Below are 25,157 nucleotides of genomic sequence, written 5' to 3'. Positions count from 1 at the left end.
TTCACTCAAGGAGGCACAGCAATGAAAACCTACTATTTAACTGTATTCGAAAAAGACGGCAGCAATGTACTTGACGAATCATTTCAGGCAGAAAGTGATGATCAAGCTAAAAAAATAGGGGCTGAAAAATTAGCAGAAAAGGGGTTCAGCGATCACACGCACCGTTGCGTGGCGCCTGAGGGGCATCTAGTATTGTTTCACAGGTAACCACAGCTGCACGTACATTCCAAAACAAAAGTCGCGCATGGTCTGCGCGACTTTTTCTTATGGTTTAGGGTAAACATTCAATTATACTACCATTTTCCCTCCAAGCCATAAGGGACCCTCCTCTGCGACTTTATAGAGTGGTGTGGAAGGAGAGAAATGCACCTATCATTTTCCTTTATTTTCCTTTAAATTCTGGTGTTCTTTTTTCAAAGAAGGCTTCGACACCTTCCTTGTGGTCTTCTGTTTGTCGAAGTAGCCATTGACTTTCCCGTTCCTTTTGCAAATAATGGGACAGCTTTTCTACCCCATATTGATGATAAATTTCTTTCGTAGCGATCATTGATTTAAGTGGACGTTTGCTCCACTCTTCGGCAATCCGTTCCGCCTCTTCGGGAGCAGATCCATTCACAACTATATCCACCAACTTATGATCATAGGCCTCTTTCGCTCGCATCTGCTGTCCTTCCCAAGCAAAATGCTTGGCCTGGTGTGTTCCAAGTCGTTCCTGGAGCCAAAAGTGTCCTCCACCGTCCGGGGCCAGTCCAATTCCGATGAAATTCATGGAAAGTTTCGCATCTGGTTCAGCAACAACATAATCAGCAGCTAACGCTATACTTAACCCTAAGCCAACTACAGGACCGTGCAATGCAGATAAAACGATTTTCTGCATCATATAGATATTTTTCACAATCGATTCAATATGATCCATAACCTGTTCGTAATGGTCTTGATCTGCGAACTCTTTCATCATACTCAAGTCTCCACCAGCGCAAAACCCTTCACCAGCCCCAGATAGAACAACAACTTGAGCTTCGGAACGCTTAACTTCTTTAACAGCCTCGGCAAATTCCTCTAAAAGCTCTGCATTTAAAGCATTGTACTTTTCACCTCGTGCTATTTTTAAATGAACAATGTTTCCCTTTTCCTCAATGATAAAATGCTTCATAATTATCCTCCTGCATTTGGAAATATTATTCGTCGTGTATGTTTCGACAAACACACTAAATGTTCCTGCAAAAAAAGACAAAGTAGGCCTAATTTCATTGGTATCCAGACAAGTGTATAAATAAAAAAGAGCCGGTTTCCCAGCTCTTTTTTTACTCGTCTCATTTATTGTTGTGGTTCTTCCGGATTACCATAAAGTTCTTCAAGCGGTTTAGTGATAATGCGGCTGATATCATTAATGACTGTGTTCAAACGCTGCTCTTCTTCCATAAGCTTGGAAATCTGCGGGTGTTGTTGTACTAATTCTACAACTTTGCGTGCCTCTTCGACTTCTTCTTCAGAAATTTCTTCGCCTTGCATTTGTTTCTGTTGAAGGGTGATTTGTGTTTGACGGAAATCATCGAACATTTTTTTGGCAGCTTCGTCGTTCATCACTGCTTCATATGCTTCTTTCAATCCGTTAAATTCTTCACTATTTCGGATTGCTTTTTCTAGATCATACGCGTAATCATATAGATTTGCCATAAAATTGAGAACCTCCTAAGATTTCGTTCTTGCACTCCTATCCCACTATAACAAACTCACCAAAGTCTGTATAGGAATAGACTATTATCCGAAAAATAGCACAATAATTGCTTGCAGTAAGCCGATCATACCACCGAGCAAGGCTCCGAGATAGGTAATCATTTTGAATTCACGTCTGGAAATACCTAACACCATATCTTCCAGTCGTTCGACTTGGAAGGCTTCCACTTCCTCCTGAACAATTTCGGACAGTCGCATGTTCGCCATCATACTTTCTACCTTCGATGATAAGAGGTCACTAAGCTGATGGACAGCTCTCGGTACAAAGTGTTCAAGAATGTTCTCTTGATACGGGCGGGTCCATTCTCCCACTGTCTTCGACATCCACTTTTCAACAGGTAATGCGTTGGCAACCAAATCACCAAGCTTTGCCGCCAGCCTATCATGACCTAATTGAGCTTCAACCCACTTGACACGTTTTTGCAGCACTTTATCCTTTTCGGTATGAAGCATGGTTTGGAGCCATTCCTCCATTTCACGGTCTGATATATATTTTAGGATAAGTGGATAAATACGTTCCGTAAGTCCCTCAGCCCCCATAAACGATGAAATCATATTACCCAAAAATCCTTGATTGTCTAAATAGTGATCGATTAAAGAGGCTACTTTTTCCTTCCCCTCAGAACTACGGAAGTAATTTTCAATACTCTCTTGAATATGGATAGCGGCACGATCAACACCCCGATTTGCTTTTTCAAGCATTTCCTGAGTCATGAGATCCTCAATGGTATAATCCTGATAGTCGTCCATAATCATGCGATAACGTTCCTCTACCCACCCGGCTATATGGCGTTTCATAGTAGTTGCTGTCACTTCCATTTGAAAGGTCTCGAGGACGTCCTTCACTGTTTCTTCTTTTTTTAACAAGGAATGAACTTCATCTTTTGCCATAGATATCATTTGTTCCTGGAAGGCTGGGTGGGCCAGCTTACGGCGAATCCCTTCAGGTGTCAGCAAATGATTTACAACCATCTTTCCCAATTGCTGTGCCAGTTCTTTTTGTCGTTTGGGGATTAACCCTGGAGTAAACGGAAGACGAAACCTTCCTATATAAATGGCCCGATATGGTCGGAACAACATTTTTATGGCTAATGAATTAGTCAACCCACCTATAAGGGCGCCAATTCCAATCATTAGAAAAATAAGAATTATTGGATTCATGGTACAACCTCTTTCTAATTATGGTGTACCAAGTATAAGCGAAAATTTTAGAGAGTGCCAACACGAATAGAACGAACTACCGTCTACCTTTCTCCACCCCTCTTATGCTTTAGCTAAGCCTCCTGCATTGTTGAGGGGGATATGGGTGAGCTGGATGCTTTCTACGAAAAAAGGAATCCCCGATTCCTATGTTTATCATTTTCTAGCCTCAAAAAAATCTCGTCAAAGAGGGCCGCAAGAAAAGTTTATTATTTAATCGGCCGTAAAAAGCCAATTCACATGACAAGGTTATGCCCTGTTCGTTTATCGATTTCTATTTTACGGGCAAAATGAAAAAAAGGAGGTGGACACAACATGGCTAAAAGGAAGCATAAAGCTCCAGAGGGGAAAGGAAAATTTGAATTAGATGTCGACAGAATGATTAATGAAGGCATGGCTGGGGGCACGATCAAACCAGTACGTGGTCATGAACAAATAGGGGAAACTCATGAGATACCTGAAGAGGAAAACAACCATTAATATTAATGACGGGAGAACTAATGCGTAAGCGCCTGACTCACTCTCGACAAGCTTAAGCCCAACCTCTCCGTGACGCTTTTGGTCACGGAGAGGTTGGGCTTAAGACCGAGAAGCAGGCGCTGAATGATAAGATCCACAAAAAATGATTCACCATTAAATAGTGGATCATTTCCGAATGTAAGTCTCATTAATCAGGTCTTCCGCCAATTCTCCTTCTTCATGAGTAGCACAGATGCAAACTCTGATTTTTGTAAATCCTATATCCAATCGTACGCTCCATTGTCGAACGACGGCTAACAGTTGGATTCGGATATCTTTGCAGTCTTTATCTTCTTCCATCATCTTAAGAACGAATCGCACTTGTCCTTCTATTTAAACGTTTTGTTGTTTCCCATCCGTCTTCCTTTTATCTTTTACTTGGTACAACCTTCTATCCCCATCAAAGCTTTGCGAATTTTACCCATTGTATTACTATAAATAGTAAATATCCAACCAAAAAGGAAGAGATTCATGCCTGACAAAAACCAACTAAAATGTTTATTTCCCTCTCTAATTACAAACAAACTTGAACAAAAGGAAAATGTGGAATACCAATGGTTTGAAACCGAAAATACAGATGTCATTGGTATTAATAAAGAAGAAATGAATCAAGAAACAACTGACTTACTCTCCATTTTTCTTAAGCCTGTCACTCCAGAAGAGGCTATGTTGACGGATAGGGAAAAGCAATGGACTCAACTTCTACGTAATAAAAAAAAGCGACAAGCGGCAGAATGGCCATCAGCTTACAGGTTTATTCTTTTTTCAATTGAAGACTTAGGTCCTGAAAAAGAGATTATAAAAGAGGCTTTTCAATCATTATTCCCACAGGAAGTGCCACTATTATGGACTTCTGACCGAGAAGGTTTCATGGTAGAGGAAATTTTTTCGGACGATCAGGAAATCTTGGAATTTGAAGGGATCCCAGAGGTACTCATGAGTGATTTTTATACAAAAATCCATTTTTTCATTAGTGAATTTTCTTCCGATTTGGACCAAGCTTCTTCCATATTAACTTGGTCTGAACATGGGGCGGAAATCGCCAAGAAGCATAAATTAGGTTCAGTCCTTACTTATAAGGATATCATCCCTTTCTTGTACTTGGAGGCATTACCAAAAGAACAATGGGAACATATTCGGAGGGCCGTTTTCAAAGAAATTGAAGACGAAAAAGAATTACTCCAAACGATCCGAGTGTTTCTCGAATCCGGATCCAACACAACCCTAGCATCAAAAAAACTTTATATGCACAGAAACAGCCTGCAATATCGTGTGGACAAATTCATTGACAAGACGGGTATAAATATAAAGCAATTTGATGGAGCAATTGTAACTTTTTTAGCCTTATTGCACATGGACTACTGACCTCACAAAAAGTGCACAAACCTCAACAGGGAGGTTTGTGCACTTTGTCCATTTACCGCTTTCAGAAACTTCGTTACACTATAACCAACAAAGAAAGCGATTTCATGACATAGGGGGATTATTAAAAATGGCAGAACTGAAGCTGAACCATATTGATAAAGTATATGATAAGAATGTTAAAGCCGTAGATGATTTTAACTTACACATTAATGATAAAGAATTTATCGTATTTGTCGGTCCGTCCGGTTGTGGTAAATCGACAACCCTTCGAATGATTGCTGGTCTTGAAGAAATTACTGGCGGCGATTTCATGATCGATGAAAAGCGCATGAATGATGTAGCTCCAAAAGACCGTGATATTGCGATGGTTTTCCAAAACTATGCTTTGTATCCGCACATGAATGTGTATGATAACATGGCTTTTGGTCTTAAACTACGCAAAATGGACAAGAAAGAAATTGAAGAACGGGTAAACAATGCGGCTCAAATTCTTGGCCTTGAAGCTTTACTTGACCGTAAACCGAAAGCATTGTCAGGAGGTCAAAGACAGCGTGTGGCCCTTGGCCGTGCCATTGTCCGAGATGCTAAAGTGTTCTTGATGGATGAACCCCTCTCTAACCTTGATGCTAAATTGCGTGTACAGATGCGGGCGGAAATCCAGAAACTACACCAACGATTGCAAACAACAACCATTTATGTCACCCACGACCAGACAGAAGCGATGACAATGGCTACACGACTTGTCGTTATGAAAGACGGGATCATTCAGCAAGTAGGGGCTCCAAAAGAAGTTTATGACAAACCAGAAAATGTTTTTGTTGGCGGCTTTATCGGATCTCCAGCCATGAACTTCCTGAACGGTAAACTTACGGATGGATATGTAGAACTCGGAGATATTAAAATTGCTGTGCCAGAAGGTAAAATGAAACCTCTTCGTGAACAGAACTATGTAGGTAAAGATATCATCCTTGGAGTGAGACCAGAAGATATGCATGATGAGCCTGTCTTTATAGACGCCAATCAAGACAAAAAAATTACAGCAGACATAGAAGTGGCTGAGCTAATGGGCTCTGAATCTTACCTATACTCTAAGCTGAATGACCAGGAATTTATTGCACGTGTAGACTCCCGATCCGATATTAATGGGGGAGATCAAATTACCCTTGCGATTGATATGAACAAAGTTCACTTCTTCGATAAAGATACAGAGCTTCGCATTCGCTAGAACTTAAGCACAAGGGTTTACGATTAAATTATTTCATCATTTCCCAAAAAAAAAACGCAGCATAAAAGCTGCGTTTTTTTATGTGGCCTGAATATCATTCAAACCACAATCCTCACAAATAAATAGATGGACACATTCCTCATTTAAAGACGAGTCGAAGTCCCCGTCCACTAAATCCGTATATTTCTGATCCAGATAAGGGCTATAATCATCCAAAAAATCAGTCACACGTCCCTGGTCTCTCATAACCCCTTCACACTTCGGACAAGTTCTTTCAGAAGGTGCCCATCCATTACATACACCGCACTCCTGCATAGCTCTCTCCACTTCTTTCAAAACGACTGGATCATTTTTTAGAATGTATGATAGTCATACTTCTAAAAATAAAGAGGAAGGGCGCACCCTTCCTCCTTCGTCACAAGTATTTTATTTGAATTGTTGTCCGCCGAACTGTTGCTCAGCCATTTGGACAAGACGCTTAGTGATTTCACCACCTACAGAACCGTTAGCACGGGATGTAGAGTCAGCGCCAAGTTGTACACCAAATTCTTGTGCGATTTCATACTTCATTTGGTCTAGAGCTTGTTGTACACCAGGTACAACCAACTCATTTGAACTGTTGTTGTTAGCCATGTGTCTCACCTCCTGTCCTGTGTAATCGTAGTATGGGTCGGTCTTGTTTTTTTTATGTCAAAAAAACAGGTGGTAATTACTGGTGATTTTTAAGGGTGATGAGGTCATGGCTAACAACAGGATAAATTATTTGGCGTTTGGCTTTGTCATTGCTTTCGGATCCACATATTCCTCAAACTGTTCACTCGTTAGAATCCCAAGTTCTACAGCCGTTTCTTTTAATGTCTGATCTTTTTCGAAAGCTGTTTTGGCAATTTTCGCAGCATTTTCATAACCAATATGAGGGTTAAGAGCAGTTACAAGCATAAGCGAATCGCGTAAGTATTTTTCAATTTGTTCATGGTTCGGCTCAAGCCCACTCACGCAACGCTCATCAAATGAAATTATGCTGTCTGCAAGGAGCTGAGCAGATTGCAAGAAATTATAAGCAATAACCGGTTTAAATACATTTAGTTCAAAATTTCCTTGACTGGCAGCAAATCCAATCGTTGCATCATTTCCCATTACCTGTGCTGCGACCATAGTTACAGCTTCACTTTGGGTAGGATTAACTTTACCAGGCATGATTGAACTTCCTGGTTCATTCGCTGGGATCGTAATTTCTCCAATGCCACAACGAGGCCCGCTGGCAAGCCAACGAACGTCATTTGCAATTTTCATTAGATCAGCAGCTAGTGCTTTTAAAGCCCCATGTGTGTGAACAAGCTCATCATGGGAGGTAAGGGCATGAAATTTATTCGGTGCGGACACAAATCCCTTTCCAGTTGCCTCATTGATTTGGGCCACCACTTGTTCTGAAAAATCTTCATGAGCATTAAGACCTGTACCCACAGCTGTTCCGCCGATAGCCAGTTCCTTTACATATTCTGTGCTTTCAATAAGCATTTTTTCTGTTTTTTCCAGCATCCGGTGCCAACCACTGATTTCTTGTCCTAGTGTTAGTGGTGTAGCATCCTGGAGATGCGTACGACCAATTTTCACAATGTCGTTAAACGCTTCCATTTTTTCTTGTAATGTATGCTTGAATTGAGTCAAAGCAGGTAGTACAACATCCTCCATTTTTTGTACAGACGCAATATGCATGGCTGTCGGATAAGTATCATTCGAACTTTGTGATTTATTCACATCATCATTCGGGTGCAGCTGTGTTTCACTGCCCTGCTCGTTCAGCCATTGTGTACCTACATAGGCAATCACTTCATTGACGTTCATATTGGATTGTGTACCGCTTCCTGTCTGCCAGACTACAAGTGGAAAATGTTCTTCAAGTTCACCAGCAATAATTTGATCCGCAGCATATGCGATAGCCTTCGCTTTTTCCTCTTCCAGTAAACCTAATGCGGCATTCGCTTTGGCTGCGCTCTTTTTCAAAATAGCAAAACCTTTAACTACTTCCTTCGGCATTTTTTCATCACCGATCGGGAAGTTCTGCTTACTCCTTTGTGTTTGAGCTCCCCAAAATTTTTCGCTCGGTACTTTAATTTCTCCTATGGTATCTTTCTCCATGCGATAATCCATGAATATCCTCCCTTTGCTCAAGTCATTGCATGCCTTTTCATTGTATCAAGAATCTTTTGAACAATCACCAGAATCCAGCTCTTTTTGACAAATTTCTCATTGGATATTAATCAGATTATTTACATTTTTCAGATATTTATGTATAATAAATTTATCAAGCAAGGGTACATATTGTCCCCCCGTTGCTTGATCTCTCAAGTGGGTATAAAGTGGTGAAAAGAGCCTTGGGAAGGCTCTTTTTTTTGCATACCCCCCTAATATAAAAGGTTTAGAGGAGCACGTCCCTTTGCTAATAGGAGGATCTAACATGCCCAACACATGGACCCATATCCTTTTCGCAGATCAGCTTTGTGAAGATCTTGGCAGAGAGGATATCTTAAAAACGTCTTCTACTGTTTTACACATGGGTGCCCAAGGGCCGGACCCGTTTTTTTACCATAACTTTCTGCCTTTTCTTCCAAACAAGAAAGTACCAGAGATCGGGAGGATCCTGCATACAGAAAAATGCGGGCCTTTCCTTTTAGATATGATTGAACGGGGGAAAACAGCAAAAAACACGCTGCAAGCCTACATTTTAGGGTTCCTAAGTCATCATATCCTAGACCGCCATACCCATCCGTACATTCATTACCACGCAGGTTATGTAGCTCATAAACATCAGGAACTGGAAGTAATCATTGATACAATCCTTCTGAAGCGCGAACGAAATCAACATTCATGGAAAACACCTGTTCATAAAGAAATCAAAATCGGCAAAGAAATCGTCCCTATTACCTCTCTTTTAGAATCACTACTCCGTGTGCACTTTCCCACTATCCATGAAAAATATAAAACAAAAGACATCTATCATTCGTTCTTACACATGCAAGCAGCACAAAGAGTGCTTTATGACCCCTGGAAATGGAAAAATGTTTGGTTTCACTCTCTCGTTTCTCCTTTTTCTCATCAGCCGATAGTTGAACATCGGGATTTTCTTAATGAGGATAGATTGGAGTGGAATCACCCAGCCACGTTTGAGAAGAGGAATGAATCCTTTCTTGATTTATATGAGTTCGCAATAGACGAAGGCCGGACCCTGTTCCAAAATACCTTTGACTATTGGGAAAGCAGTGACATTTCTCTATTATCCGAAATTCAAAAAGATGTAGCTAATATCTCCTATGATACAGGTGAACCCCTTGAAACATCATTGAGGAATCAATACAGCAGCCCTATCGTTTAACGGGTTAACTACGAACGATAGGCTGATCTTCCACTTTTGTATGATTATTCGCTTGCTCAATACCTTTGTCAATATCAAGTCTATATAAAAGAAAAATGCCTGCACCAAAGAAAACGACAAGAGATAGTATTCCAAGGCGACTTGATCCTGTCAATTGACCTACCAATGCAAAAACAAAGGGTCCGAAAATGGCAGCAAACTTGGAAGAAATCCCATAAAAGCCAAAAAACTCTGCATGACGGTCCCCAGGAACCATCCGTCCAAAAATAGAACGGCTTAATGACTGAGATCCCCCTTGAACAAATCCGACACAAACCGCCAACAGGTAAAAGTGGAGCGCAGATGTCATAAAATACCCAAGAACTACGATAGCTAGGTACATAAACAAAGAAAAGATAAGGGCACGTTTGGCTGTTATTTTGCCTGCTAACCATCCAAAGAAGAATGTACACGGGATACCGACAATCTGTGTGATAAGTAAGGCAGTAATTAAGGAAGTACTGTCAATACCAATATCCCTGCCATAAATCGTTGCCATCTTAATAATTGTAGAAATTCCATCATTATACAGCCAGAACGCTAGCAAAAAGATCAATAATTGTTTGAAATGTCTCAGCTCTTTCCAAGTACGACCAAGTCTTTGAAAACCAATAGACGCATAAGAACGTTCACGTTTGGGCTGACTTTTCTTTTCTTCCACCATATTTTTTACTAGCGGCAGTGAAAAAACGAACCACCAAACGCCCACAGATACAAATGCAAGTTTCGTTCCAGCCAGCGTGTTTGGCAATCCGAACCACTCGTATTTCAAAATCATGAGCAAATTAACCGCTAGAAGAATTCCACCACCGACATACCCTAACGTGAAGCCGGCTGCCGATACACGATCGATCTCCTTTTCATTGGCTAGTTCAGGTAGAAAGGCATCGTAAAATACGTTTGCACTTGAGAATCCAATTGTACCGATGATTAATAACGCGGATGCAAAAATATAATCTCCCTCACCAACAAAAGCGAGCAAAACGGTTGCCAACATGCCCATATAAGCAAAAAACATGAGGAAACGTTTTTTGGCAGCTGAGTAGTCACTAATGGCTCCAAGGATCGGGGCGAGAATGGCCACGACTAAAACGGCAAGCGATTGGGAATATCCCCAATAACTAGCCGCTAAGGATTCCTGAACTCCTTTAGCCGCTACATCATAATAGAATACAGGTAAAACCGCTGCCATGATAGTCGTAGCAAATGCCGAATTTCCAAAGTCATAAAGCATCCAGCTCCAAACAGGCTTTTTTTTCATCATCATTCCTCCATACTATATTCATTTGAACACAGACAAGCCCCCATAACGATGGAACATTTACTTAAAAGAGGTGGTAAGCATGATGCAAGTAGCTGTATTCGGTGGAACAGGTAGAGTAGGAGCCGAAAGGCTTAACTTTTTTTGAAAGACGAGTGTAAAGTTAAAGCACTGGTCCGAGATAAGCAAGATGCCATAGAAAAGATTCCTGGAGCGGAACTAGTGATCGATGATGTAAAAATAGAAGATGTGAAAGAAAACGGTAGAAGGCTGTGATTCAGTCATAAGCGCACTAGGTACAACCGACACATTATTCAGAGGGATATATTTAATCATCAAAACAATGACTACAACCGGAACGAGAAAAGGATGGTTACGATTGGAACAGCAGGACTCCTGAACAGCAGATACGAAGAGGGAGAATACCGTTTTGAGACCAAAGAATCGAAGCGAAAAAAACATTTGCAATTAAAGAACATGTAAAAGTATATGAAACTTTACTAAAGAGTAATCTAGACTGGATCATAATCTGTCCCACGTATTTTCCGGATGGATCCAAAGAGGACGTGTTCGCTTCGAACGCGAGCAGTTGCCGGAAGGTGGGAAAAGATTACGGTTGATGATACCGCATCCTTTGCCTACAAGGAGCTTTTACAAGGCGAGTTTCTTTATCATCGAATAGGGATCTGTTATTAAAAAAGCCATTTCTCTTCCCAAGGAGAAATGGCTTTTTCATTTATTCAGACGCCGGATGAAACCCAAAGAACTCTTCAAGCGTAACGGCTTGGTAATGAACATCACTGGAGATTTCATTGCCCACATAGCGTAGGTGCCAAGGTTCATACATATAACCGGTAATGTCCTCAGTACCCTCTTTATATCTAATGATGAATCCATACTCATGGGCATGGTCAGCAAGCCATTCGCCTGCATCCGTCTCACCAAATGACTGTTCCAGCTTAAAGGCAACCTGGGCAGAAGTAACATCCATCGCTAATCCAGTCTGATGTTCACTTGTGCCTGGCGGTGCTGAAAACGTATCAGTTTTCTCTTTTCCATAGATTTCTATATATCTTTCATAGATGTCTTTTTGACGGTCAAAAGAACGATATCCTGAAGCGGCGGCAAAATCAATCCCATCTTCTTTAGCAGCATCAAAAAGTTCTTCCAATGCCCTGGCTGCTTCTTCTCTCATTTGTTTTTTTGGATGGTCTTCTGAAAATGAGAACGGTACGTCCGGAACTGTCAGATCAGCAGGAACATAATCAGAAGGCAGCTTCCGATGTTTGTTAACCACCACTTGATTGCTTGCCGGATCTCCTACTTCTACAATACCATCCTCAAGCACCTTATCTTCCGCCTGGTTTCCCTTTCCTTTTTCACTTGAATCATCTTCTGATTTAGTAGAATCTTGATTTTCATTCGTTTTTTCAGGTTGCTCCTGTTGTGTAGAAGAAGCAGGAACCTCTTCATTTGTTTCCTCATCGGAATTCAATTGACCTATAGAACAAGCTGTCAAACTTACACTTAATAATGTAATGACCCATATGATTTTCAATGTTATTACCTTCCTAGTCTTTGATGTTACACTTACTATAACATTCACAGGAAGAAGTTGTATATCCCATGTTTTAAGCCCATGTTTTTCTATGGTCTAACTCATTCACATGCGTATTCTCTACAGAAAATTCCTCAGCCGGAACGAATGGATTTTTTTAAAAAATATCACCGTCTCCTTTTATAATTTGGATTGGATCAGTTTCTGTTCAAGGATAAACAAAAAACCGCTGCATCAGCAGCGGTTTTATTCTATTCCCATGTAAAGGGTTGGTATTGATAACTCAAGCGTTCAAATGCTTCACGGTCATCGTTATCAATCGCCTGATTGATTTCCTTATCTAAGCGTTCTTTATTAAATTGATAACTTAATTGATCCAAAAGCAGACGTGAGGCTAACTGTATTCCAAAGGACAATTCTCTCTTTGCCGTAATCTCTTTGCCTTTATACTTGGGGTGACGACGGATAACATAATCGATCTTTTGCTTTCTCATGAGAATACCCCCTTCATGCTTTTTTTCATTATGCAGGATATAATAGATTTTCGCAACAAGTTTTCTGAATATTTAGTATTATGTTTCCCACTTCTCAAAATTTTAAACCTTATAAACCCTATTGGTAGAGGAATTTATAATTATTTTTTCTTCAAAAATAGGAAGTAAATCCTAAAAGAATACCAACATAAACATGCATCACTCGAAAAAAAACAGATTTTCAACTTCAGCTATGTCAAATTAAGGAGAAAGACCGCTTATTTTTAAAACAGAATCTTTTTAAGGCATCACTTAGGACCTCAAAGGCTAACGCCAAGTGACACACCATAAAAAGTAATTCCCAACTAAACATTTCAGTTTCCTAAACGATTAAAAAGAGGATGAACCTTTACGGCTTCACCCTCTTTCCGTCTCGAGTTTCTATACTTTAATAAATTTACTTGCGACATCCAACGTGCGTTTCACTTGATGGCGTACGCCGCCTTCAATTTCTTCCTTCATATTTCCTTCTCCATCTACGCTTACGCTTGTACCATAAGGATTTCCTCCAGAAGCGAAAATAGCATCACCTGTATACCCAGGAGCAGCTATAATAGCCCCCCAGTGGAACATAGTTGTATAAAGATTCAATAATGTCGCTTCCTGTCCCCCGTGTGGGTTTTGAGCGGAAGTCATAGCACTGACTACTTTGTTCACAAGTTTTCCTTGAAACCAAAGACCACCAGCCTGGTCCATAAATTGTTTCACTTGGCCAGGTACATTGCCAAAACGTGTTGGCACACTGAAGATAATTGCATCAGCCCAGTCAAGATCCTCAACCTTTGCTTCTGGAACAATGTCCTTTGTAGCTGAATAATGTTCCTTCCAGGCAGGATTTTGTTCAATGGCTTCCATCGGGGCTAATTCAGGGACACGAAGGACTTTGACATCCGCTCCTTCTTGTTTAGCTGCATCTTCTGCCCACTGAGCCATTTTATAGTTCGTACCCGTGGAGCTGTAATAAATGATGGCTAATTTTACGTTTGCCATAGGAATCTCTCCTTTTTGACATTTTTGAATCCATGCTTACACTTGCCTAATAACGGTTGGATTCATCCATATATACCCGGACAAAATAAAATCCAAACTAGAGATTCTTAAATTCAAGACATTTTATAAAAGAACCATAAAGTCACCATAATAGTTTAAATGAGGTTATGTTGCACAAAGCCAATTAACATGAACATGGAAAGCTTTTTTTCTCTAGACTCACAGAAGCTCCATTTGGTAAGCTATATCAAGCTTTTATTCGATGTTTCTGGAGGTACGTATCATGAATGAGTATGCCAACTTAAAAAAGGGGGAGCGTGGCGCCTGGGTCAGTATTATCGCGTATCTCGTCCTTGCAACGACTAAATTAATCATTGCCTCCCTAGGGAACTCCGAGGCCTTAAGAGCAGACGGATTGAATAACACGACAGACGTTATTGCCTCCATTGCTGTTCTGATTGGTTTAAAAATTTCCAGAAAGCCTCCAGATGAAGACCACCATTATGGGCACTTTCGTGCTGAAACCATCGCCTCTTTAATCGCAGCGTTTATTATGATGACCGTTGGGATAGAGGTCATCATCGGTACTGTACTGGACATCATTTATCAAAGAGCGAGCGAACCAGCAATGCTGACAGCCTGGACCGCTTTAGGAGCGGCCTTCATTATGTATGGTGTCTATCGATACAATTTAAAGTTATCAAGAAAAGTGGACAGCGGTGCCTTATATGCTGCAGCTCAAGATAATCGATCTGACGCATTAGTGAGTATCGGAGCAAGTATTGGAATATTCGGATCCCAGTTCGGTCTTTTTTGGCTCGATCCCTTAGCGGGATTGGTGGTAGGATTCATTATTTGTAAAACAGCCTGGGATATTTTTGTTGATGCCACCCACAGCCTGACAGATGGGTACGATGAAGGTGAAATTGAGCATATTCGCAAATCTATTTCAGACCATCCTGATGTGTGGGCAGTGAAAGATGTGAAAGCAAGATTGCAGGGAAATAAAACCCTTGTAGAAGCCACTATTCACGTAAATCCCAATATTACAGTCCAGGAAGGTCATAACATTACAGATGAAGTAGAAGAGCGATTAGAAAAAGAAAAAAATATCGGATATGCCCATATCCACATAGAACCTTATAAAAAAGAGTAAAAGCCTGCCGGGAATCCCGGCAGGCTTTTTATATTGATTATTTAGAAGGCGGCTTCTTTTCTGACTCGTCCCTGAGACGCTCTGTCAATTTCCTTAAGTCATTCCACCCATAAGCTGTTTCTTCGTACGTGCCCTGCCCGATCGTTACTTTTTCAGCTTCTATCGGATCAGCCCCATATTTTATGTAAAATTGACTGGATGGGTTGTGGGTCAACACCCAGACAAGTAAAGATTTATAACCTGCTGCTACCATTCCTTCGGAAAAAACTTTGAGCATCTCTTTTCCATAGCCTTTCCCCTGGTACTCATCAAGTAAATATATGGCGTATATTTCGCCGTCATAGCCGTAATTTTTGGTTCGTTCTTTCCCACCAGAAACAAAACCGACCACATCCCCTTCACCATTTTCAATGACAAAAGCAATCTGACCATTAAGTGGTGTTTTTAATACAGTTTCCCAAAGAGCAATACGATGTTCCAGGGTCGTATTGCTTAAGTCTTGTTCATCAATCAGGTCTTCGTAGGTTGATTTCCAACTATTCACGTGGATTTCCGCAATAGTTTCAGCATCTTCAAAACGAGCAGGTCTTACTGGAGGCATTTGGATCGTCCCTTCTTCCTCTATTTATTATTATTGTAACAAAAAGATGATGCTACAGGACGCATCATCTTTTATTTGATATTTATACACATTGAAAACTGGCAATCTGCCGAGTATCAAAACCTGTGTACACCCAACGACGCCGACGGCGCTGCCAGCGGTATCCCGCCACAGAAGTACGCCCTATGAATACCGGGTAGAACCAGAATGCGCGTCCGTTCACAAGTCTCATCCAGGTGTAACGATACAAGCACCCATACAACGAACCGGGGTCAACAGCAAAGAGCGAAGCACCTTGTGCGCTCGGAGTACTTTCTGGAGGTGGAGGAAGTTGAATACCACCACCGCCTCCAAATGGCGGCTGGCCTGGCCCCCCTCCAAATGGTGGGCCAGGAGGTGGCCCTTGTGGTGGCTGACTCGGGCCTGATGGTCCCCCCTGATTAGGTCCGGGGCCCCCAAAAACCTGCCCGAAAGGAAATCCAAATTGTCGATGCATAACGATCAATTCCTTTCTCGGAAGTATCCCTATACGATATGCACCTCCTAGGCAGATGTGATTATAAAGTCAGCAAGAATACTGAAGCAATCGAACCTATCACAACAAAAATAATGTGTATATTCAACCACGCCAGCAATATCCCCACTAAGCCTGCGATAACGCCAATCTGGGGAGCCTCAGGCTTCACTGACATAATTCCAGGAAAAATCAATGCCCCCAGGGCAGCATAAGGTATGGCATTCAACCAGCGGTCCATCCATTTAGGAAAAGTGATAAAATCCACGATCATGACAGGTAAAAATCTGGGCACAGCCGTTACAACTGCCATACCAATGATCATCCAAATCAACATTTTTCACCCTCCTCTTCACCAAGCAGCCAAATTCCACAAGCTCCTCCAAGAACCGTACCAACAACAATCGCCCAACCTTGACTCATTCCCCATAGCTGGCATACAAAGTTGATTAACATTGCTAATACAGCTATAGCGGCAATCTTATAATCCCTTTTCACTGATGGAATTAATAATCCAATAAACATAGCATAAAGGGCTACTCCCATGCTGTCACTTAACCTAGCCGGCATAACATCCCCAAGAACCCCACCTACAAAAGAGCCTCCCACCCATGACAAATAAGCACTGAGTATTAAGGAAGCATAAAAAAAGCTGCCGTGCCTTTCATTGGCCTCTTCTTTATACAGCGCAGACATCGTAAAGGTTTCGTCTGTCAAACCTAACGTTAAGGGGATTTTCGCCCTTCGCGCAATCCCTTTTAGGCTGTTAACAAATGAGAAGCTCATTACAAAATGCCGGAAATTAAGGACAAATGTAGCAATAATGATTTCTATTATCCCGGTCCCTGTGGCCATCATTCCTACCGCTAGAAACTGAGCAGCTCCAGCGAAAACAAGGATACTCATTAAGGTAAGCTCAAGGTTCGTCATGCCTGTACGACTAGCTAAGACCCCGTAGGTTAATGCAATTGGTAAATAACCAAGCATGATGGGAAGTCCGGCAATCATCCCTCTCCTCACCATATGTAATCGCGTCGAAGAAGACGTTGGATGGATGGCTTGAGTCTCCATTCTTCCCCCTCCTGTATCTTTAAATTTCCACCATTATACACAAAGCAGGAATGGTTTGGAAGGAAATCATATGAATAATCTCATTGACAAACCTTCTTATTTCTATTATTATTAACTCAAATTACTTCATCACACAAAAGCGTTCAAGCAAAAAAGAATAGATCGTATCATGAATTCCGAAGTAGATGATTCGAGGACAGTCAAAGAGACCAAGTGGCTGGTGTAAACTTGGGTCCTCCTTTCATTGAATTACAGAATTCGTGTCTATGTGATACACCAATGAAGTGGGTAATTGAAATTACCAACAAGGGTGGTACCGCGGAGTGAAAGCTTCGTCCCTGTTCTCCAGGGACGGGGCTTTTATTTGTCATTAACGCTGAAATTATAGGGAGTTATTATAAAGGGGGAGATCATATGCTTCATTTGCAGCCGAAAAAACTACCAGGCATCATTGAATCAACTTTACTTTTACTTGTAACGATAGGAATCATCAGTTATTTCATCATCGAGATTCAAACGGTACCTCATATTCCAATTCTCATTGGCATTCTTATTATGATCGCTTATGGCTACATGAAAAAGATGACGTTTAAAAACTTGCAATTCGGTATGACCCAGGGCGCACAAACTGGGATGGGAGCTGTCCTTTTATTTTTTGTTATCGGTGTACTCATTGCAAGTTGGATGGCTAGTGGAACCATTCCCGCCTTAATGAATGCCGGTTTCCTATTAGCAGGGGGACCTTGGTTACTTGCCATCATTTTTGCTGTAACAGCCATTGTTGGAGTAGCATTAGGCAGTTCTTTCACAACAGCAGCAACCGTTGGTGTAGCGTTCATTGGAGTCGCTCAATCCATGGATGTCTCTTTAGCAATGGCGGCAGGGGCTATCGTATCAGGAGCCTTTTTCGGTGATAAAATGTCCCCTCTATCTGATACGACAAACCTGGCGTCAACAGTGGTTAAAGTAGACTTGTTCGACCATATCAAAAACATGTCATGGACAACAATTCCCGCTTTTATTATCACATTTATTTTATTCATGATTTTATCTCCGAATGGGACTGCAAACGTAGAACAATTGGAAAACTTCCAGTCTGGTTTAAACGCCTCGGGATTAATACACTGGACTTCCTGGATCCCATTAGCTGTACTTATAGCTATGACAGTAACGAAACGGCCGGCATTCCTTTCTCTTGCGATCAGCAGCATCACAGCCACCCTGATTGCCGGTTTCCGTGGCGTACTTGGCTGGGGCACTCTTTTTGGAATATGGTTTGATGGGTTCCAGGGGAACACGGAAAGTGAAGTCGTTAATGAATTGTTAACTCGCGGAGGGATGAATGGCATGTTATTCACTGTTTCCCTTGTCATTCTAGCTCTTGCTTTAGGTGGACTATTCTTTGTAACAGGCGTCATTCCTGCTATTTTAACACGTGTACAGGATTCATTGAAATCGGCCAGAGCCGCTATCCTATCGACAGCCTTCACAGCCATTGGAATTAATATCACAATAGGTGAACAATACTTGTCTATCCTGCTTACAGGTGAAGCTTATCAGGATATTTATGAAAAAGCTGGGCTGGCAAAGAAAAACTTATCGCGTACTTTAGAAGACGCCGGTACTGTTATCAACCCACTTGTACCTTGGAGTGTATGTGGTGTATTCCTTTCAGGTGTCCTTGGTGTACCGGTCTTAGAATACCTCCCCTTTGCGTTTTTCTGCCTAATCAGCCCGTTGCTTACTATTCTATTTGGAATTACCGGAAAGACGTTAACACCTAAAGAGGTAAATCTCAGATCCATTGAAAAAGCGGACGAAAATAATTTCACGCATAGTAAAAGCTTGTAGAGAGTATCTTTGATCTCTACAAGCTTTTTCATTGTATAAGTAATGATTAAAAACGAAAGATCAAATGAATATTTCCCTCTCCATGACTTAAACTAAGGACAATTATAACTTGATAAAGAGGTGGAAGGCATGGATAAAATCGGAAACAATGATTCATCAAATGAAAAGCTTCATATGGAACACGCAGAGGCTGAACAAATGTTGGATGATATCGCCTTTTACCGAACATTGATTGTTAACGTAATTTTTATCGGTAAAGAAGGTTCAGAAGATTGGGTTTTAGTGGACTGTGGGGTTAAGCATTATAGCAAACGGATTATGGAAGCAGCTGAAAAAAGGTTTGGCACGAATAAACCAAAAGCCATCATCCTCACTCATGGTCATTTCGATCATGTGGGATCGGCTAAACAACTCGCTGAAGAATGGAAAATCCCAATTTATATTCACCCGATGGAAATGGATTATGTCACAGGTAAAAGAGATTATCCTGGTGGTGACCCAACCGTTGGTGGTGGTTTATTTTCACTTTTATCCCCTTTCTTTCCAACCCATCAGGCAGACTTAAGTAAATATATCCATCCCCTTCCAACAGACGGCTCTATCCCGTTCTTAGAGGATTGGAAGATGATCCATACACCCGGACATACTCCAGGTCACATCTCCTTATTTCGTGAAAAAGACCGGGCGCTAATTGCCGGAGATGCTTTCATTACAGTTAAACAAGAATCCAGTACGGCCGTCTTCATTCAACATCAGCATATCCATGGACCTCCGGCGTATTTCACTCATAATTGGGAAGATGCTGAAGCATCAGTTAAGGAACTAGCTTCTCTTCAACCATCTGTTGTCATTACGGGCCATGGTCTACCAATGGAAGGGGAACTTCTAAACAAGCAACTCCATGACCTTGCCGAAAATTTCAAAGAGCTTGCAGTCCCCAAACATAATCGAAAAATCCATTAAAAGGCATGCATCAGCACTGCCTTTTATTTCTGTTCCATTACCTTTTGAATTTTACGCAGGCCTTTAAGTAACCGAGGGCTAGGACGGCAGAACAAAGATTCTTCAAGTACGTGAATTTGATTATTCTTCACAGCATGAATCTCCGACCATCCTTGTCTACTCTTAACTAAATCAGGGTTCATTTTTTCTTCCTTAACTCCCACCCAAACCATACAGATGTGATCAGGATTGCGGCTTTTCACTTCTTCCCAATCAGTTTGAAAGCTGGCGACCTGTTGATCCTCAAAGAGGTTCCTGCCACCTGCGAGCTCACTGATTTCGTTTAACCAATTTAATTTCCCCGGCGTAAAAACAGGTTTGGGCCACCATTCCCAATAAAGAGAAGGTCTCTCACTCACATTTTTTGAACTTTGCCTGATTTTATCAATATCCTCTAAAAATTCGTCCGCTTTTTGTTCTCCTTCCTCCCTCATTCCCAACTCCCTTCCGACTCTCCGAATATCTTCAGAAATCTCATATAATGAATTAGGATTCAATATAATATAGGGCAGTTCGTATTCATCTAAACCTTCAATGTTCTTCTCCATCCCAGGTACGGACAAGGATGCCAGTACAAGATCGGGCTTCAATGCAGCCACCTTTTCCATGTCAATCGACAAGTCTGGTCCCACCTTAGTAAGCTTCTCCACTTCTTGAGGGTAATCAGAATAATTATCGACACCAACCAACAGCTGCGTTTGCCCAAGATAGGCGACAATTTCAGTATTGCTCGGGCAAATCGACACGATTCTCATGTTTCTGCCTCCTTTTTCAGAATCATCTGATGTTTCATTTTCTTTCATTATAGCTTATATTTAATATATGGAAAAAGAAAGAAAGGGATGAACCTACATTGACAACGACACTCCTCGATACATCCAAGGGAATTGTAGAGTTTACATATAAAGGATCCGGACCTCCTGTTTTGTTATTGAGAGGCGGGCATTCAACCAGGAATACCGATTTATCGCATAGCAGCCTCATTTATGAGGGATTTTCGTTACTTACCATTTCCCGTCCTGGATATGATTACACGGAACTCTCCACAGGAAGAACACCGGAGGATTTTGCGGATACAATCATCGAAGTTCTTGACCACCTGGATATAGGAAAAGTACAGGTCATTAGTATATCTGCAGCCGGTCCGACTGGCATTGCGCTTGCTGCTAATCACCCAAGCCGAGTGAAACGACTTCTTCTTGAAGCAGCGCTTGTCACACCATGGGATAACGCTACGAAAAGAAAGGCTACCCTTCTCTTTGGACCTGCGGAAAAAATGGTATGGAGAAGCCTCCGTACTTTATTGAAGTTTTTCCCTGACCTTGCCATAAAACCGTTGGTTGCGGAATTAACCACAGAAAATGCAGAGGATTATTTGGACAGCCTCACTCCAAATGATCGTCGTTTCATCATGGATATGCTCGCTACTTCCCAATCAGGAAAAGGGTTCATCACAGACCTCGCTCATGACATTCCTGATATGAGTCGTGTCAAAGTACCTGTACTAGGGATGTACTCGACAAAAGATCGCAGCATTCCTTATTCAAATGCTCTTCTATTAAAATCTTCTTTACCTGACTGTGAAATTTATGAGGTCAATGCAGACAGTCACTTAATTTGGATTGGAAAAGATGCTCATACGGTATGGAATAAACGGTTGGAATTTTTGAATCAAACTTAAACATACGGAGGGATCATCATGGATGATGTCAAATGTAAACAAATGTTGGATTCTTTTCTTACGTTTTATGACCAAGCCTCCCAAACCCCTAAACACAAACGCTATGAATTATGGACAGACCACTACGCTTTCCCTTATACCCCGCCTGGATACCAGCAGGGCCAACTGGCCAAAGAGATGATTGAGTACGCGTGGAATAAATATGAACGTGTGTATGATAAATTCCAATATTTTGATATCGGTCCTTTAGAAGTGAATGGTTACGTAGATTCGATTAAACAAATTCTTCATTGTACATCGCCTGTCAGGGTCACCGTCATGTTTTTTGTCGGAACGTTTGAAACGGATCCCTTTATTATGGAAGAAAATCACCAATATACCCTTTGCTTTCCAGCTGAACTGTCTTCAAGCCGAACACGATTAATTCAAGAATTGACCCGGGTCGTTCATTGTTGCCAGTCCGGGCTTGCCCCGAGCCATACACGAACATTAGGTCAATTGATTTTCCAAGAAGGAATGGCTCTCCATACGGCAGAGGAAGTCTTAGAAGAAAGTGGAATGGTCGACTTTCCGCTTTCTTGGGAAGAGGAGAAATGTACCCGTGAACCGAATCGAGTCATGATGAATATTCAACCTCACTTACACCGCACCGACTATGAGGCACTCTATTCCTTTACAAAGGGCACGGGAGCATCCGGGTATGAAAAAGAAGCCAATTACACTGGGTATCTTGTCGTAGAGCATTTATTAGAGCAAGGACGCCCTCTTTATGACCTCGCACAAGTGCAAAAGTCAGAGGTAGATACGATTGTAGAAAGGTCCCTATTTTCATTGATGAACCAAGCATACCTCACCCAGCCGCAGGAATAAGAATCACCAATAGTTGGGAAAACTTTTTTCTTATAGGGCTTTCATTCCTTTGGGCCATCTGTTATACTTAGGTTAATTATTCGTTGTTCGATCAGATTCATGCAAGAGAAGATGTTACGTAAGATGTCGTCTTGATGGAACTTGAAAAGAGCAAGAATAGTAATACAATGTGGATTTCCCACGCAGGAGGTTTTTGTATCATGGTTGAAGGTACAGTAAAATGGTTTAACGCAGAAAAAGGTTTTGGATTCATCGAGGTAGAAGGTCAAGACGACGTCTTCGTACACTTCTCTGCAATTCAAGAAGAAGGTTTCAAATCTCTTGAAGAAGGTCAGGTTGTAACTTTCGAAATCGAAGAAGGACAACGCGGACCACAAGCAGCAAACGTTCAAAAATAAGAACGTACGAAAACTCCCCTTTCACAGGGGAGTTTTTTTATTATCCATTTCTCTCTTCCCCACTTTACTTTTCCCGTTATTAATTGGCGTAAATTCCTTAAACAACTTCGCGGAGTGATATCCATTTATTAAGGGCTTTTTAAATCATGTATTTTTTCTATCGAATAAAAAAAAGAGGAAGGCGTTGAAGCCCTCCCCTTCCACATATTTATTCATCCTCTTGTTCGGTAAGAATGAACGGACCTTCCTTTGTAATCGCAACCGTATGCTCATACTGAGCCGAAAGAGAACCGTCTACAGTGCGAGCCGTCCAATTATTTTCATCCATTTGGCTCGCCCATTTGCCGACATTAATCATTGGTTCAATAGTGATCACCATTCCCTCTTTCAAACGTGCGCCTTTTCCAGCTGCACCAAAGTGAGGAATATAGGGGTCTTCGTGAATGGAATCACCAATGCCATGTCCTGTAAAATCACGAACTACCGAATATCCTTCCCCTTCTGCATATGATTGGATGGCATGACCAATATCCCCGATCCTGTTCCCTGGTACCGCCTGCTCAATTCCTTTATACAGAGATGTTTTGGTAACATCCATGAGTTTTTGAGCTTCTTCACTAATTTCACCAACGGCGTGGGTCCAGGCGGAATCAGCGAGGAATCCATTCAAATTAACCACCATATCAATGGTTACGATGTCGCCTTCATTCAATTTTTCTTTCCGTGGAAAACCGTGACATATTTCATCATTGATGCTAGCGCATGTGGTAAACTCATACCCTTGATATCCCTTCTGCTCACCTGTAGCACCACGTTCTGTTAAGTATTTTTCGACGAAGTTCTCAATTTCCATCGTCGTTATTCCCGGCTTAATAAATGTACGCAGCTGTTTGTGCACACTGGCGAGCAGTTTCCCCGCTTCATGCATTTTTTCAATTTCTCGTTGACTCTTACGTTTAATCATATACTCAATCCTCTCTATATCTATTACGTATGCATGCACCCTCTAGTATGATAACGAAAAATCGTTAGGACGACCACCCATTTGAACTCAGTCCATATGACGAATAAACTTTGCAGGATTGCCCCCTACAAAGACGTTGGAAGGGATGTCTTTCGTAACCACAGCCCCAGCTCCTACCACAACATTATCTCCAATCGTGACGCCTGGATTAATAACGGCACTTCCTCCTATCCATACATCATCACCTATGGAAATCGGCCGGCCAGCTTCTAATCCACTCGCTCTCATCTCTCTATTCATCGGATGTGTAGCCGTATAAATTTGAACATTTGGTCCGACAAGGACTCTTCTCCCAAAACGTATCTCGCAGACATCAAGAAATGCACAGTTATAATTGGCAAAAAACCCGTCTCCTACATGAATATTGTATCCATAATCACAATAAAATGGTGGCTCTAATCCTATTTCACCTTCAATTGTTCCAAAAAGATCGTCTATCAACTGCTTCCGGTAATGCTCTTCGGTATCCTTCGTTTGATTTAAGGAATTCATCAATTGCCTTGCCCTGGACCGTTCCACAATTAGTTCTTCATCCCTCGATTGATACCATTCACCTGCCAGCATCTTTTCTTTCTCTGTCATCGGATCACCCCTTAACTAGGATATATTCTTTTCTTTACTTTACCATAGATTTCCGCTACTCTAAGGACAACTAAGGGAGGTGAAAATATGCAAGTACGACAATTAAACCACTCAGACGCTGAACATTATTATGAGTTACGACTAGAAGCATTATTAACAAATCCAGACGCCTTTATCACTACATATGAGCAAGAAAAACAAAAACCCGCCCCCATAAAAACAACAGCAGAAAGACTTTCGAATGAAACTTCCCGTACATTCGGCTTGTTCATTTCCGAAAAATTAGCAGGTGTTGTTACACTCCTCAAAGAAACTCATCCAAAATTTTCACATAAGGCCTCCATTTTGGCCATGTACCTCACGCCAGAACATAGAAGAAAAGGGGGAGCAGAGTACCTCCTAAGTGAAACGATTCAATTTGCCAAATCCATCGGACTGGAAATTCTCCATCTAAGTGTGGTAACGGACAATCACCCTGCAAGAAAACTCTATAAAAAAATGGGCTTTACGACATATGGAACAGAAAGAAAAGCCATCAAGCTTGCGGATCAATACTTGGATGAAGATCATATGGTTCTTTTCTTGGAAAAATGAAACAACTTTGCCT

30 protein-coding genes are annotated in these 25,157 nt (G+C 41.4%); 12 read left to right on the top strand and 18 right to left on the bottom strand.

Translation table 11 applies throughout. The annotated features are described in order from the left end of the window. Nucleotides 1-21 precede the first annotated feature (21 nt). Nucleotides 22-207 carry a YhzD family protein gene (locus BLW54_RS13440; protein ID WP_035510054.1) on the top strand — a complete coding sequence of 62 codons (186 nt, stop codon included), beginning with the start codon at nt 22-24 and terminating at the stop codon, nt 205-207. 175 nt (nt 208-382) lie between these two features. Here BLW54_RS13440 and BLW54_RS13435 read toward each other — a convergent pair whose 3' ends face one another. From BLW54_RS13435 to BLW54_RS13425, 3 genes are all read right to left on the bottom strand, one after another. Then, nucleotides 383-1,153, bottom strand: a complete 771-nt coding sequence (locus BLW54_RS13435; RefSeq protein WP_035510053.1) for an enoyl-CoA hydratase — start codon at nt 1,151-1,153, stop codon at nt 383-385. Between the two features lie 164 nt (nt 1,154-1,317). Further along, complete coding sequence (locus BLW54_RS13430; protein WP_035510052.1) at nt 1,318-1,677, bottom strand: YlbF/YmcA family competence regulator; 360 nt, start codon at nt 1,675-1,677, stop codon at nt 1,318-1,320. 84 nt (nt 1,678-1,761) lie between these two features. Then, nucleotides 1,762-2,898, bottom strand: coding sequence for a DUF445 domain-containing protein (locus BLW54_RS13425; RefSeq protein WP_074735181.1), 1,137 nt, complete (start codon nt 2,896-2,898; stop codon nt 1,762-1,764). Nucleotides 2,899-3,252: 354 nt separating this feature from the next. Here BLW54_RS13425 and BLW54_RS20750 point away from each other — a divergent pair, with 354 nt between their 5' ends. Beyond that, a complete protein-coding gene (locus BLW54_RS20750) occupies nt 3,253-3,417 on the top strand; it encodes a hypothetical protein (RefSeq protein ID WP_167358818.1) in 165 nt (54 codons plus the stop codon). A gap of 165 nt (nt 3,418-3,582) precedes the next feature. On the opposite strand, the gene BLW54_RS13420 is transcribed toward BLW54_RS20750, so the two are convergent. Continuing rightward, nucleotides 3,583-3,777 (bottom strand): metal-sensitive transcriptional regulator, encoded by a 195-nt coding sequence (locus tag BLW54_RS13420; RefSeq protein WP_244153516.1) that lies wholly within the window; start codon nt 3,775-3,777, stop codon nt 3,583-3,585. Nucleotides 3,778-3,927: 150 nt separating this feature from the next. On the opposite strand from BLW54_RS13420, the gene BLW54_RS13415 reads away from it, so the two are divergent. Together BLW54_RS13415 and BLW54_RS13410 are read left to right on the top strand one after the other, a co-directional pair. Beyond that, on the top strand, nt 3,928-4,821 hold the full coding sequence (locus tag BLW54_RS13415) for a PucR family transcriptional regulator (protein WP_074735179.1): 894 nt from the start codon (nt 3,928-3,930) through the stop codon (nt 4,819-4,821). A 127-nt stretch (nt 4,822-4,948) separates the two neighbouring features. Next, nucleotides 4,949-6,046, top strand: coding sequence for an ABC transporter ATP-binding protein (locus tag BLW54_RS13410; protein WP_035510045.1), 1,098 nt, complete (start codon nt 4,949-4,951; stop codon nt 6,044-6,046). A 78-nt stretch (nt 6,047-6,124) separates the two neighbouring features. Here the strand turns inward: BLW54_RS13410 and BLW54_RS13405 are convergent, their stop codons facing one another. From BLW54_RS13405 to fumC, 3 genes are all read right to left on the bottom strand, one after another. Continuing rightward, on the bottom strand, nt 6,125-6,361 hold the full coding sequence (locus BLW54_RS13405; protein ID WP_035510044.1) for a hypothetical protein: 237 nt from the start codon (nt 6,359-6,361) through the stop codon (nt 6,125-6,127). A 111-nt stretch (nt 6,362-6,472) separates the two neighbouring features. Further along, nucleotides 6,473-6,679, bottom strand: a complete 207-nt coding sequence (locus BLW54_RS13400; protein ID WP_035510042.1) for an alpha/beta-type small acid-soluble spore protein — start codon at nt 6,677-6,679, stop codon at nt 6,473-6,475. 126 nt (nt 6,680-6,805) lie between these two features. After that, a complete protein-coding gene (gene fumC / locus BLW54_RS13395) occupies nt 6,806-8,197 on the bottom strand; it encodes a class II fumarate hydratase (RefSeq protein ID WP_035510041.1) in 1,392 nt (463 codons plus the stop codon). Nucleotides 8,198-8,504: 307 nt separating this feature from the next. Here fumC and BLW54_RS13385 point away from each other — a divergent pair, with 307 nt between their 5' ends. After that, a complete protein-coding gene (locus BLW54_RS13385; RefSeq protein WP_074735175.1) occupies nt 8,505-9,419 on the top strand; it encodes a zinc dependent phospholipase C family protein in 915 nt (304 codons plus the stop codon). A gap of 4 nt (nt 9,420-9,423) precedes the next feature. Here the strand turns inward: BLW54_RS13385 and BLW54_RS13380 are convergent, their stop codons facing one another. From BLW54_RS13380 to wrbA, 4 genes are all read right to left on the bottom strand, one after another. Further along, entirely contained in the window at nt 9,424-10,719 is a 1,296-nt protein-coding gene (locus tag BLW54_RS13380; RefSeq protein WP_074735173.1) for an MFS transporter, read from the bottom strand. A 736-nt stretch (nt 10,720-11,455) separates the two neighbouring features. Continuing rightward, nucleotides 11,456-12,277 (bottom strand): M15 family metallopeptidase, encoded by an 822-nt coding sequence (locus BLW54_RS13370; RefSeq protein ID WP_231622407.1) that lies wholly within the window; start codon nt 12,275-12,277, stop codon nt 11,456-11,458. 251 nt (nt 12,278-12,528) lie between these two features. Beyond that, on the bottom strand, nt 12,529-12,771 hold the full coding sequence (locus BLW54_RS13365; RefSeq protein WP_035510034.1) for an IDEAL domain-containing protein: 243 nt from the start codon (nt 12,769-12,771) through the stop codon (nt 12,529-12,531). 420 nt (nt 12,772-13,191) lie between these two features. Beyond that, the gene (wrbA, locus tag BLW54_RS13360; RefSeq protein WP_074735171.1) at nt 13,192-13,800 is read right to left on the bottom strand and encodes an NAD(P)H:quinone oxidoreductase; all 609 of its coding nucleotides are present in this window, start codon (nt 13,798-13,800) and stop codon (nt 13,192-13,194) included. 283 nt (nt 13,801-14,083) lie between these two features. On the opposite strand from wrbA, the gene BLW54_RS13355 reads away from it, so the two are divergent. Beyond that, nucleotides 14,084-14,956, top strand: a complete 873-nt coding sequence (locus tag BLW54_RS13355) for a cation diffusion facilitator family transporter (RefSeq protein WP_074735169.1) — start codon at nt 14,084-14,086, stop codon at nt 14,954-14,956. 37 nt (nt 14,957-14,993) lie between these two features. On the opposite strand, the gene BLW54_RS13350 is transcribed toward BLW54_RS13355, so the two are convergent. The 4 genes from BLW54_RS13350 to BLW54_RS13335 form a co-directional block, all read right to left on the bottom strand. Further along, on the bottom strand, nt 14,994-15,557 hold the full coding sequence (locus BLW54_RS13350) for a GNAT family N-acetyltransferase (protein ID WP_074735166.1): 564 nt from the start codon (nt 15,555-15,557) through the stop codon (nt 14,994-14,996). Between the two features lie 82 nt (nt 15,558-15,639). Then, nucleotides 15,640-16,053, bottom strand: a complete 414-nt coding sequence (locus tag BLW54_RS13345; protein WP_074735164.1) for a hypothetical protein — start codon at nt 16,051-16,053, stop codon at nt 15,640-15,642. A 61-nt stretch (nt 16,054-16,114) separates the two neighbouring features. Further along, nucleotides 16,115-16,408, bottom strand: coding sequence for an AzlD domain-containing protein (locus tag BLW54_RS13340; RefSeq protein WP_074735162.1), 294 nt, complete (start codon nt 16,406-16,408; stop codon nt 16,115-16,117). Continuing rightward, complete coding sequence (locus tag BLW54_RS13335) at nt 16,402-17,142, bottom strand: AzlC family ABC transporter permease (protein WP_074735160.1); 741 nt, start codon at nt 17,140-17,142, stop codon at nt 16,402-16,404. Before BLW54_RS13335 ends, BLW54_RS13340 begins: the two co-directional genes overlap by 7 nt. 414 nt (nt 17,143-17,556) lie before the next feature. Here BLW54_RS13335 and nhaC point away from each other — a divergent pair, with 414 nt between their 5' ends. Next, a complete protein-coding gene (gene nhaC, locus BLW54_RS13330) occupies nt 17,557-18,993 on the top strand; it encodes a Na+/H+ antiporter NhaC (protein ID WP_074735158.1) in 1,437 nt (478 codons plus the stop codon). A gap of 129 nt (nt 18,994-19,122) precedes the next feature. Continuing rightward, on the top strand, nt 19,123-19,956 hold the full coding sequence (locus BLW54_RS13325; RefSeq protein WP_083391539.1) for an MBL fold metallo-hydrolase: 834 nt from the start codon (nt 19,123-19,125) through the stop codon (nt 19,954-19,956). Between the two features lie 23 nt (nt 19,957-19,979). On the opposite strand, the gene BLW54_RS13320 is transcribed toward BLW54_RS13325, so the two are convergent. Further along, nucleotides 19,980-20,750: a cobalamin-binding protein gene (locus BLW54_RS13320; protein ID WP_074735156.1), complete on the bottom strand. Its 771-nt coding sequence runs from the start codon at nt 20,748-20,750 to the stop codon at nt 19,980-19,982. A gap of 98 nt (nt 20,751-20,848) precedes the next feature. Between BLW54_RS13320 and BLW54_RS13315 the strand changes: the two genes are divergently transcribed. The 3 genes from BLW54_RS13315 (at nt 20,849) to BLW54_RS13305 (ending at nt 22,944) form a co-directional block, all read left to right on the top strand. After that, a complete protein-coding gene (locus BLW54_RS13315; RefSeq protein ID WP_074735153.1) occupies nt 20,849-21,676 on the top strand; it encodes an alpha/beta fold hydrolase in 828 nt (275 codons plus the stop codon). 18 nt (nt 21,677-21,694) lie between these two features. Then, on the top strand, nt 21,695-22,546 hold the full coding sequence (locus tag BLW54_RS13310) for a hypothetical protein (protein WP_074735151.1): 852 nt from the start codon (nt 21,695-21,697) through the stop codon (nt 22,544-22,546). A 200-nt stretch (nt 22,547-22,746) separates the two neighbouring features. Beyond that, on the top strand, nt 22,747-22,944 hold the full coding sequence (locus BLW54_RS13305; RefSeq protein WP_035510016.1) for a cold-shock protein: 198 nt from the start codon (nt 22,747-22,749) through the stop codon (nt 22,942-22,944). A 208-nt stretch (nt 22,945-23,152) separates the two neighbouring features. On the opposite strand, the gene map is transcribed toward BLW54_RS13305, so the two are convergent. Then, nucleotides 23,153-23,908 (bottom strand): type I methionyl aminopeptidase, encoded by a 756-nt coding sequence (gene map, locus BLW54_RS13300; protein WP_035510014.1) that lies wholly within the window; start codon nt 23,906-23,908, stop codon nt 23,153-23,155. A gap of 87 nt (nt 23,909-23,995) precedes the next feature. Beyond that, a complete protein-coding gene (locus tag BLW54_RS13295; protein ID WP_074735149.1) occupies nt 23,996-24,550 on the bottom strand; it encodes a sugar O-acetyltransferase in 555 nt (184 codons plus the stop codon). A gap of 87 nt (nt 24,551-24,637) precedes the next feature. Here BLW54_RS13295 and BLW54_RS13290 point away from each other — a divergent pair, with 87 nt between their 5' ends. Further along, nucleotides 24,638-25,144 (top strand): GNAT family N-acetyltransferase, encoded by a 507-nt coding sequence (locus BLW54_RS13290; RefSeq protein WP_074735147.1) that lies wholly within the window; start codon nt 24,638-24,640, stop codon nt 25,142-25,144. Nucleotides 25,145-25,157: the final 13 nt, after the last annotated feature.

Source organism: Halobacillus karajensis (assembly GCF_900108515.1).
Lineage (GTDB): Bacteria > Bacillota > Bacilli > Bacillales > Halobacillaceae > Halobacillus > Halobacillus karajensis.
Note: the sequence above shows the minus strand (reverse complement) of the source record. Positions and strands in the feature narration are given on the sequence as shown.

Bases quoted from the DNA above. Each gene is read 5' to 3' on its own strand.
- BLW54_RS13430 (WP_035510052.1), bottom strand. From the start codon at position 1,677: ATGGCAAATCTATATGATTACGCGTATGATCTAGAAAAAGCAATCCGA.
- BLW54_RS13435 (WP_035510053.1), bottom strand. From the start codon at position 1,153: ATGAAGCATTTTATCATTGAGGAAAAGGGAAACATTGTTCATTTAAAA.
- fumC (WP_035510041.1), bottom strand. From the start codon at position 8,197: ATGGATTATCGCATGGAGAAAGATACCATAGGAGAAATTAAAGTACCG.
- BLW54_RS13385 (WP_074735175.1), top strand. From the start codon at position 8,505: ATGCCCAACACATGGACCCATATCCTTTTCGCAGATCAGCTTTGTGAA.
- BLW54_RS13440 (WP_035510054.1), top strand. From the start codon at position 22: ATGAAAACCTACTATTTAACTGTATTCGAAAAAGACGGCAGCAATGTA.
- BLW54_RS13365 (WP_035510034.1), bottom strand. From the start codon at position 12,771: ATGAGAAAGCAAAAGATCGATTATGTTATCCGTCGTCACCCCAAGTAT.
- map (WP_035510014.1), bottom strand. From the start codon at position 23,908: ATGATTAAACGTAAGAGTCAACGAGAAATTGAAAAAATGCATGAAGCG.
- BLW54_RS13310 (WP_074735151.1), top strand. From the start codon at position 21,695: ATGGATGATGTCAAATGTAAACAAATGTTGGATTCTTTTCTTACGTTT.
- BLW54_RS13405 (WP_035510044.1), bottom strand. From the start codon at position 6,361: ATGCAGGAGTGCGGTGTATGTAATGGATGGGCACCTTCTGAAAGAACT.
- BLW54_RS13400 (WP_035510042.1), bottom strand. From the start codon at position 6,679: ATGGCTAACAACAACAGTTCAAATGAGTTGGTTGTACCTGGTGTACAA.
- BLW54_RS13290 (WP_074735147.1), top strand. From the start codon at position 24,638: ATGCAAGTACGACAATTAAACCACTCAGACGCTGAACATTATTATGAG.
- BLW54_RS20750 (WP_167358818.1), top strand. From the start codon at position 3,253: ATGGCTAAAAGGAAGCATAAAGCTCCAGAGGGGAAAGGAAAATTTGAA.
- wrbA (WP_074735171.1), bottom strand. From the start codon at position 13,800: ATGGCAAACGTAAAATTAGCCATCATTTATTACAGCTCCACGGGTACG.
- BLW54_RS13335 (WP_074735160.1), bottom strand. From the start codon at position 17,142: ATGGAGACTCAAGCCATCCATCCAACGTCTTCTTCGACGCGATTACAT.
- BLW54_RS13345 (WP_074735164.1), bottom strand. From the start codon at position 16,053: ATGCATCGACAATTTGGATTTCCTTTCGGGCAGGTTTTTGGGGGCCCC.
- BLW54_RS13425 (WP_074735181.1), bottom strand. From the start codon at position 2,898: ATGAATCCAATAATTCTTATTTTTCTAATGATTGGAATTGGCGCCCTT.
- BLW54_RS13320 (WP_074735156.1), bottom strand. From the start codon at position 20,750: ATGAGAATCGTGTCGATTTGCCCGAGCAATACTGAAATTGTCGCCTAT.
- BLW54_RS13295 (WP_074735149.1), bottom strand. From the start codon at position 24,550: ATGACAGAGAAAGAAAAGATGCTGGCAGGTGAATGGTATCAATCGAGG.
- BLW54_RS13415 (WP_074735179.1), top strand. From the start codon at position 3,928: ATGCCTGACAAAAACCAACTAAAATGTTTATTTCCCTCTCTAATTACA.
- nhaC (WP_074735158.1), top strand. From the start codon at position 17,557: ATGCTTCATTTGCAGCCGAAAAAACTACCAGGCATCATTGAATCAACT.
- BLW54_RS13355 (WP_074735169.1), top strand. From the start codon at position 14,084: ATGAATGAGTATGCCAACTTAAAAAAGGGGGAGCGTGGCGCCTGGGTC.
- BLW54_RS13380 (WP_074735173.1), bottom strand. From the start codon at position 10,719: ATGAAAAAAAAGCCTGTTTGGAGCTGGATGCTTTATGACTTTGGAAAT.
- BLW54_RS13305 (WP_035510016.1), top strand. From the start codon at position 22,747: ATGGTTGAAGGTACAGTAAAATGGTTTAACGCAGAAAAAGGTTTTGGA.
- BLW54_RS13410 (WP_035510045.1), top strand. From the start codon at position 4,949: ATGGCAGAACTGAAGCTGAACCATATTGATAAAGTATATGATAAGAAT.
- BLW54_RS13350 (WP_074735166.1), bottom strand. From the start codon at position 15,557: ATGCCTCCAGTAAGACCTGCTCGTTTTGAAGATGCTGAAACTATTGCG.
- BLW54_RS13325 (WP_083391539.1), top strand. From the start codon at position 19,123: ATGGATAAAATCGGAAACAATGATTCATCAAATGAAAAGCTTCATATG.
- BLW54_RS13340 (WP_074735162.1), bottom strand. From the start codon at position 16,408: ATGTTGATTTGGATGATCATTGGTATGGCAGTTGTAACGGCTGTGCCC.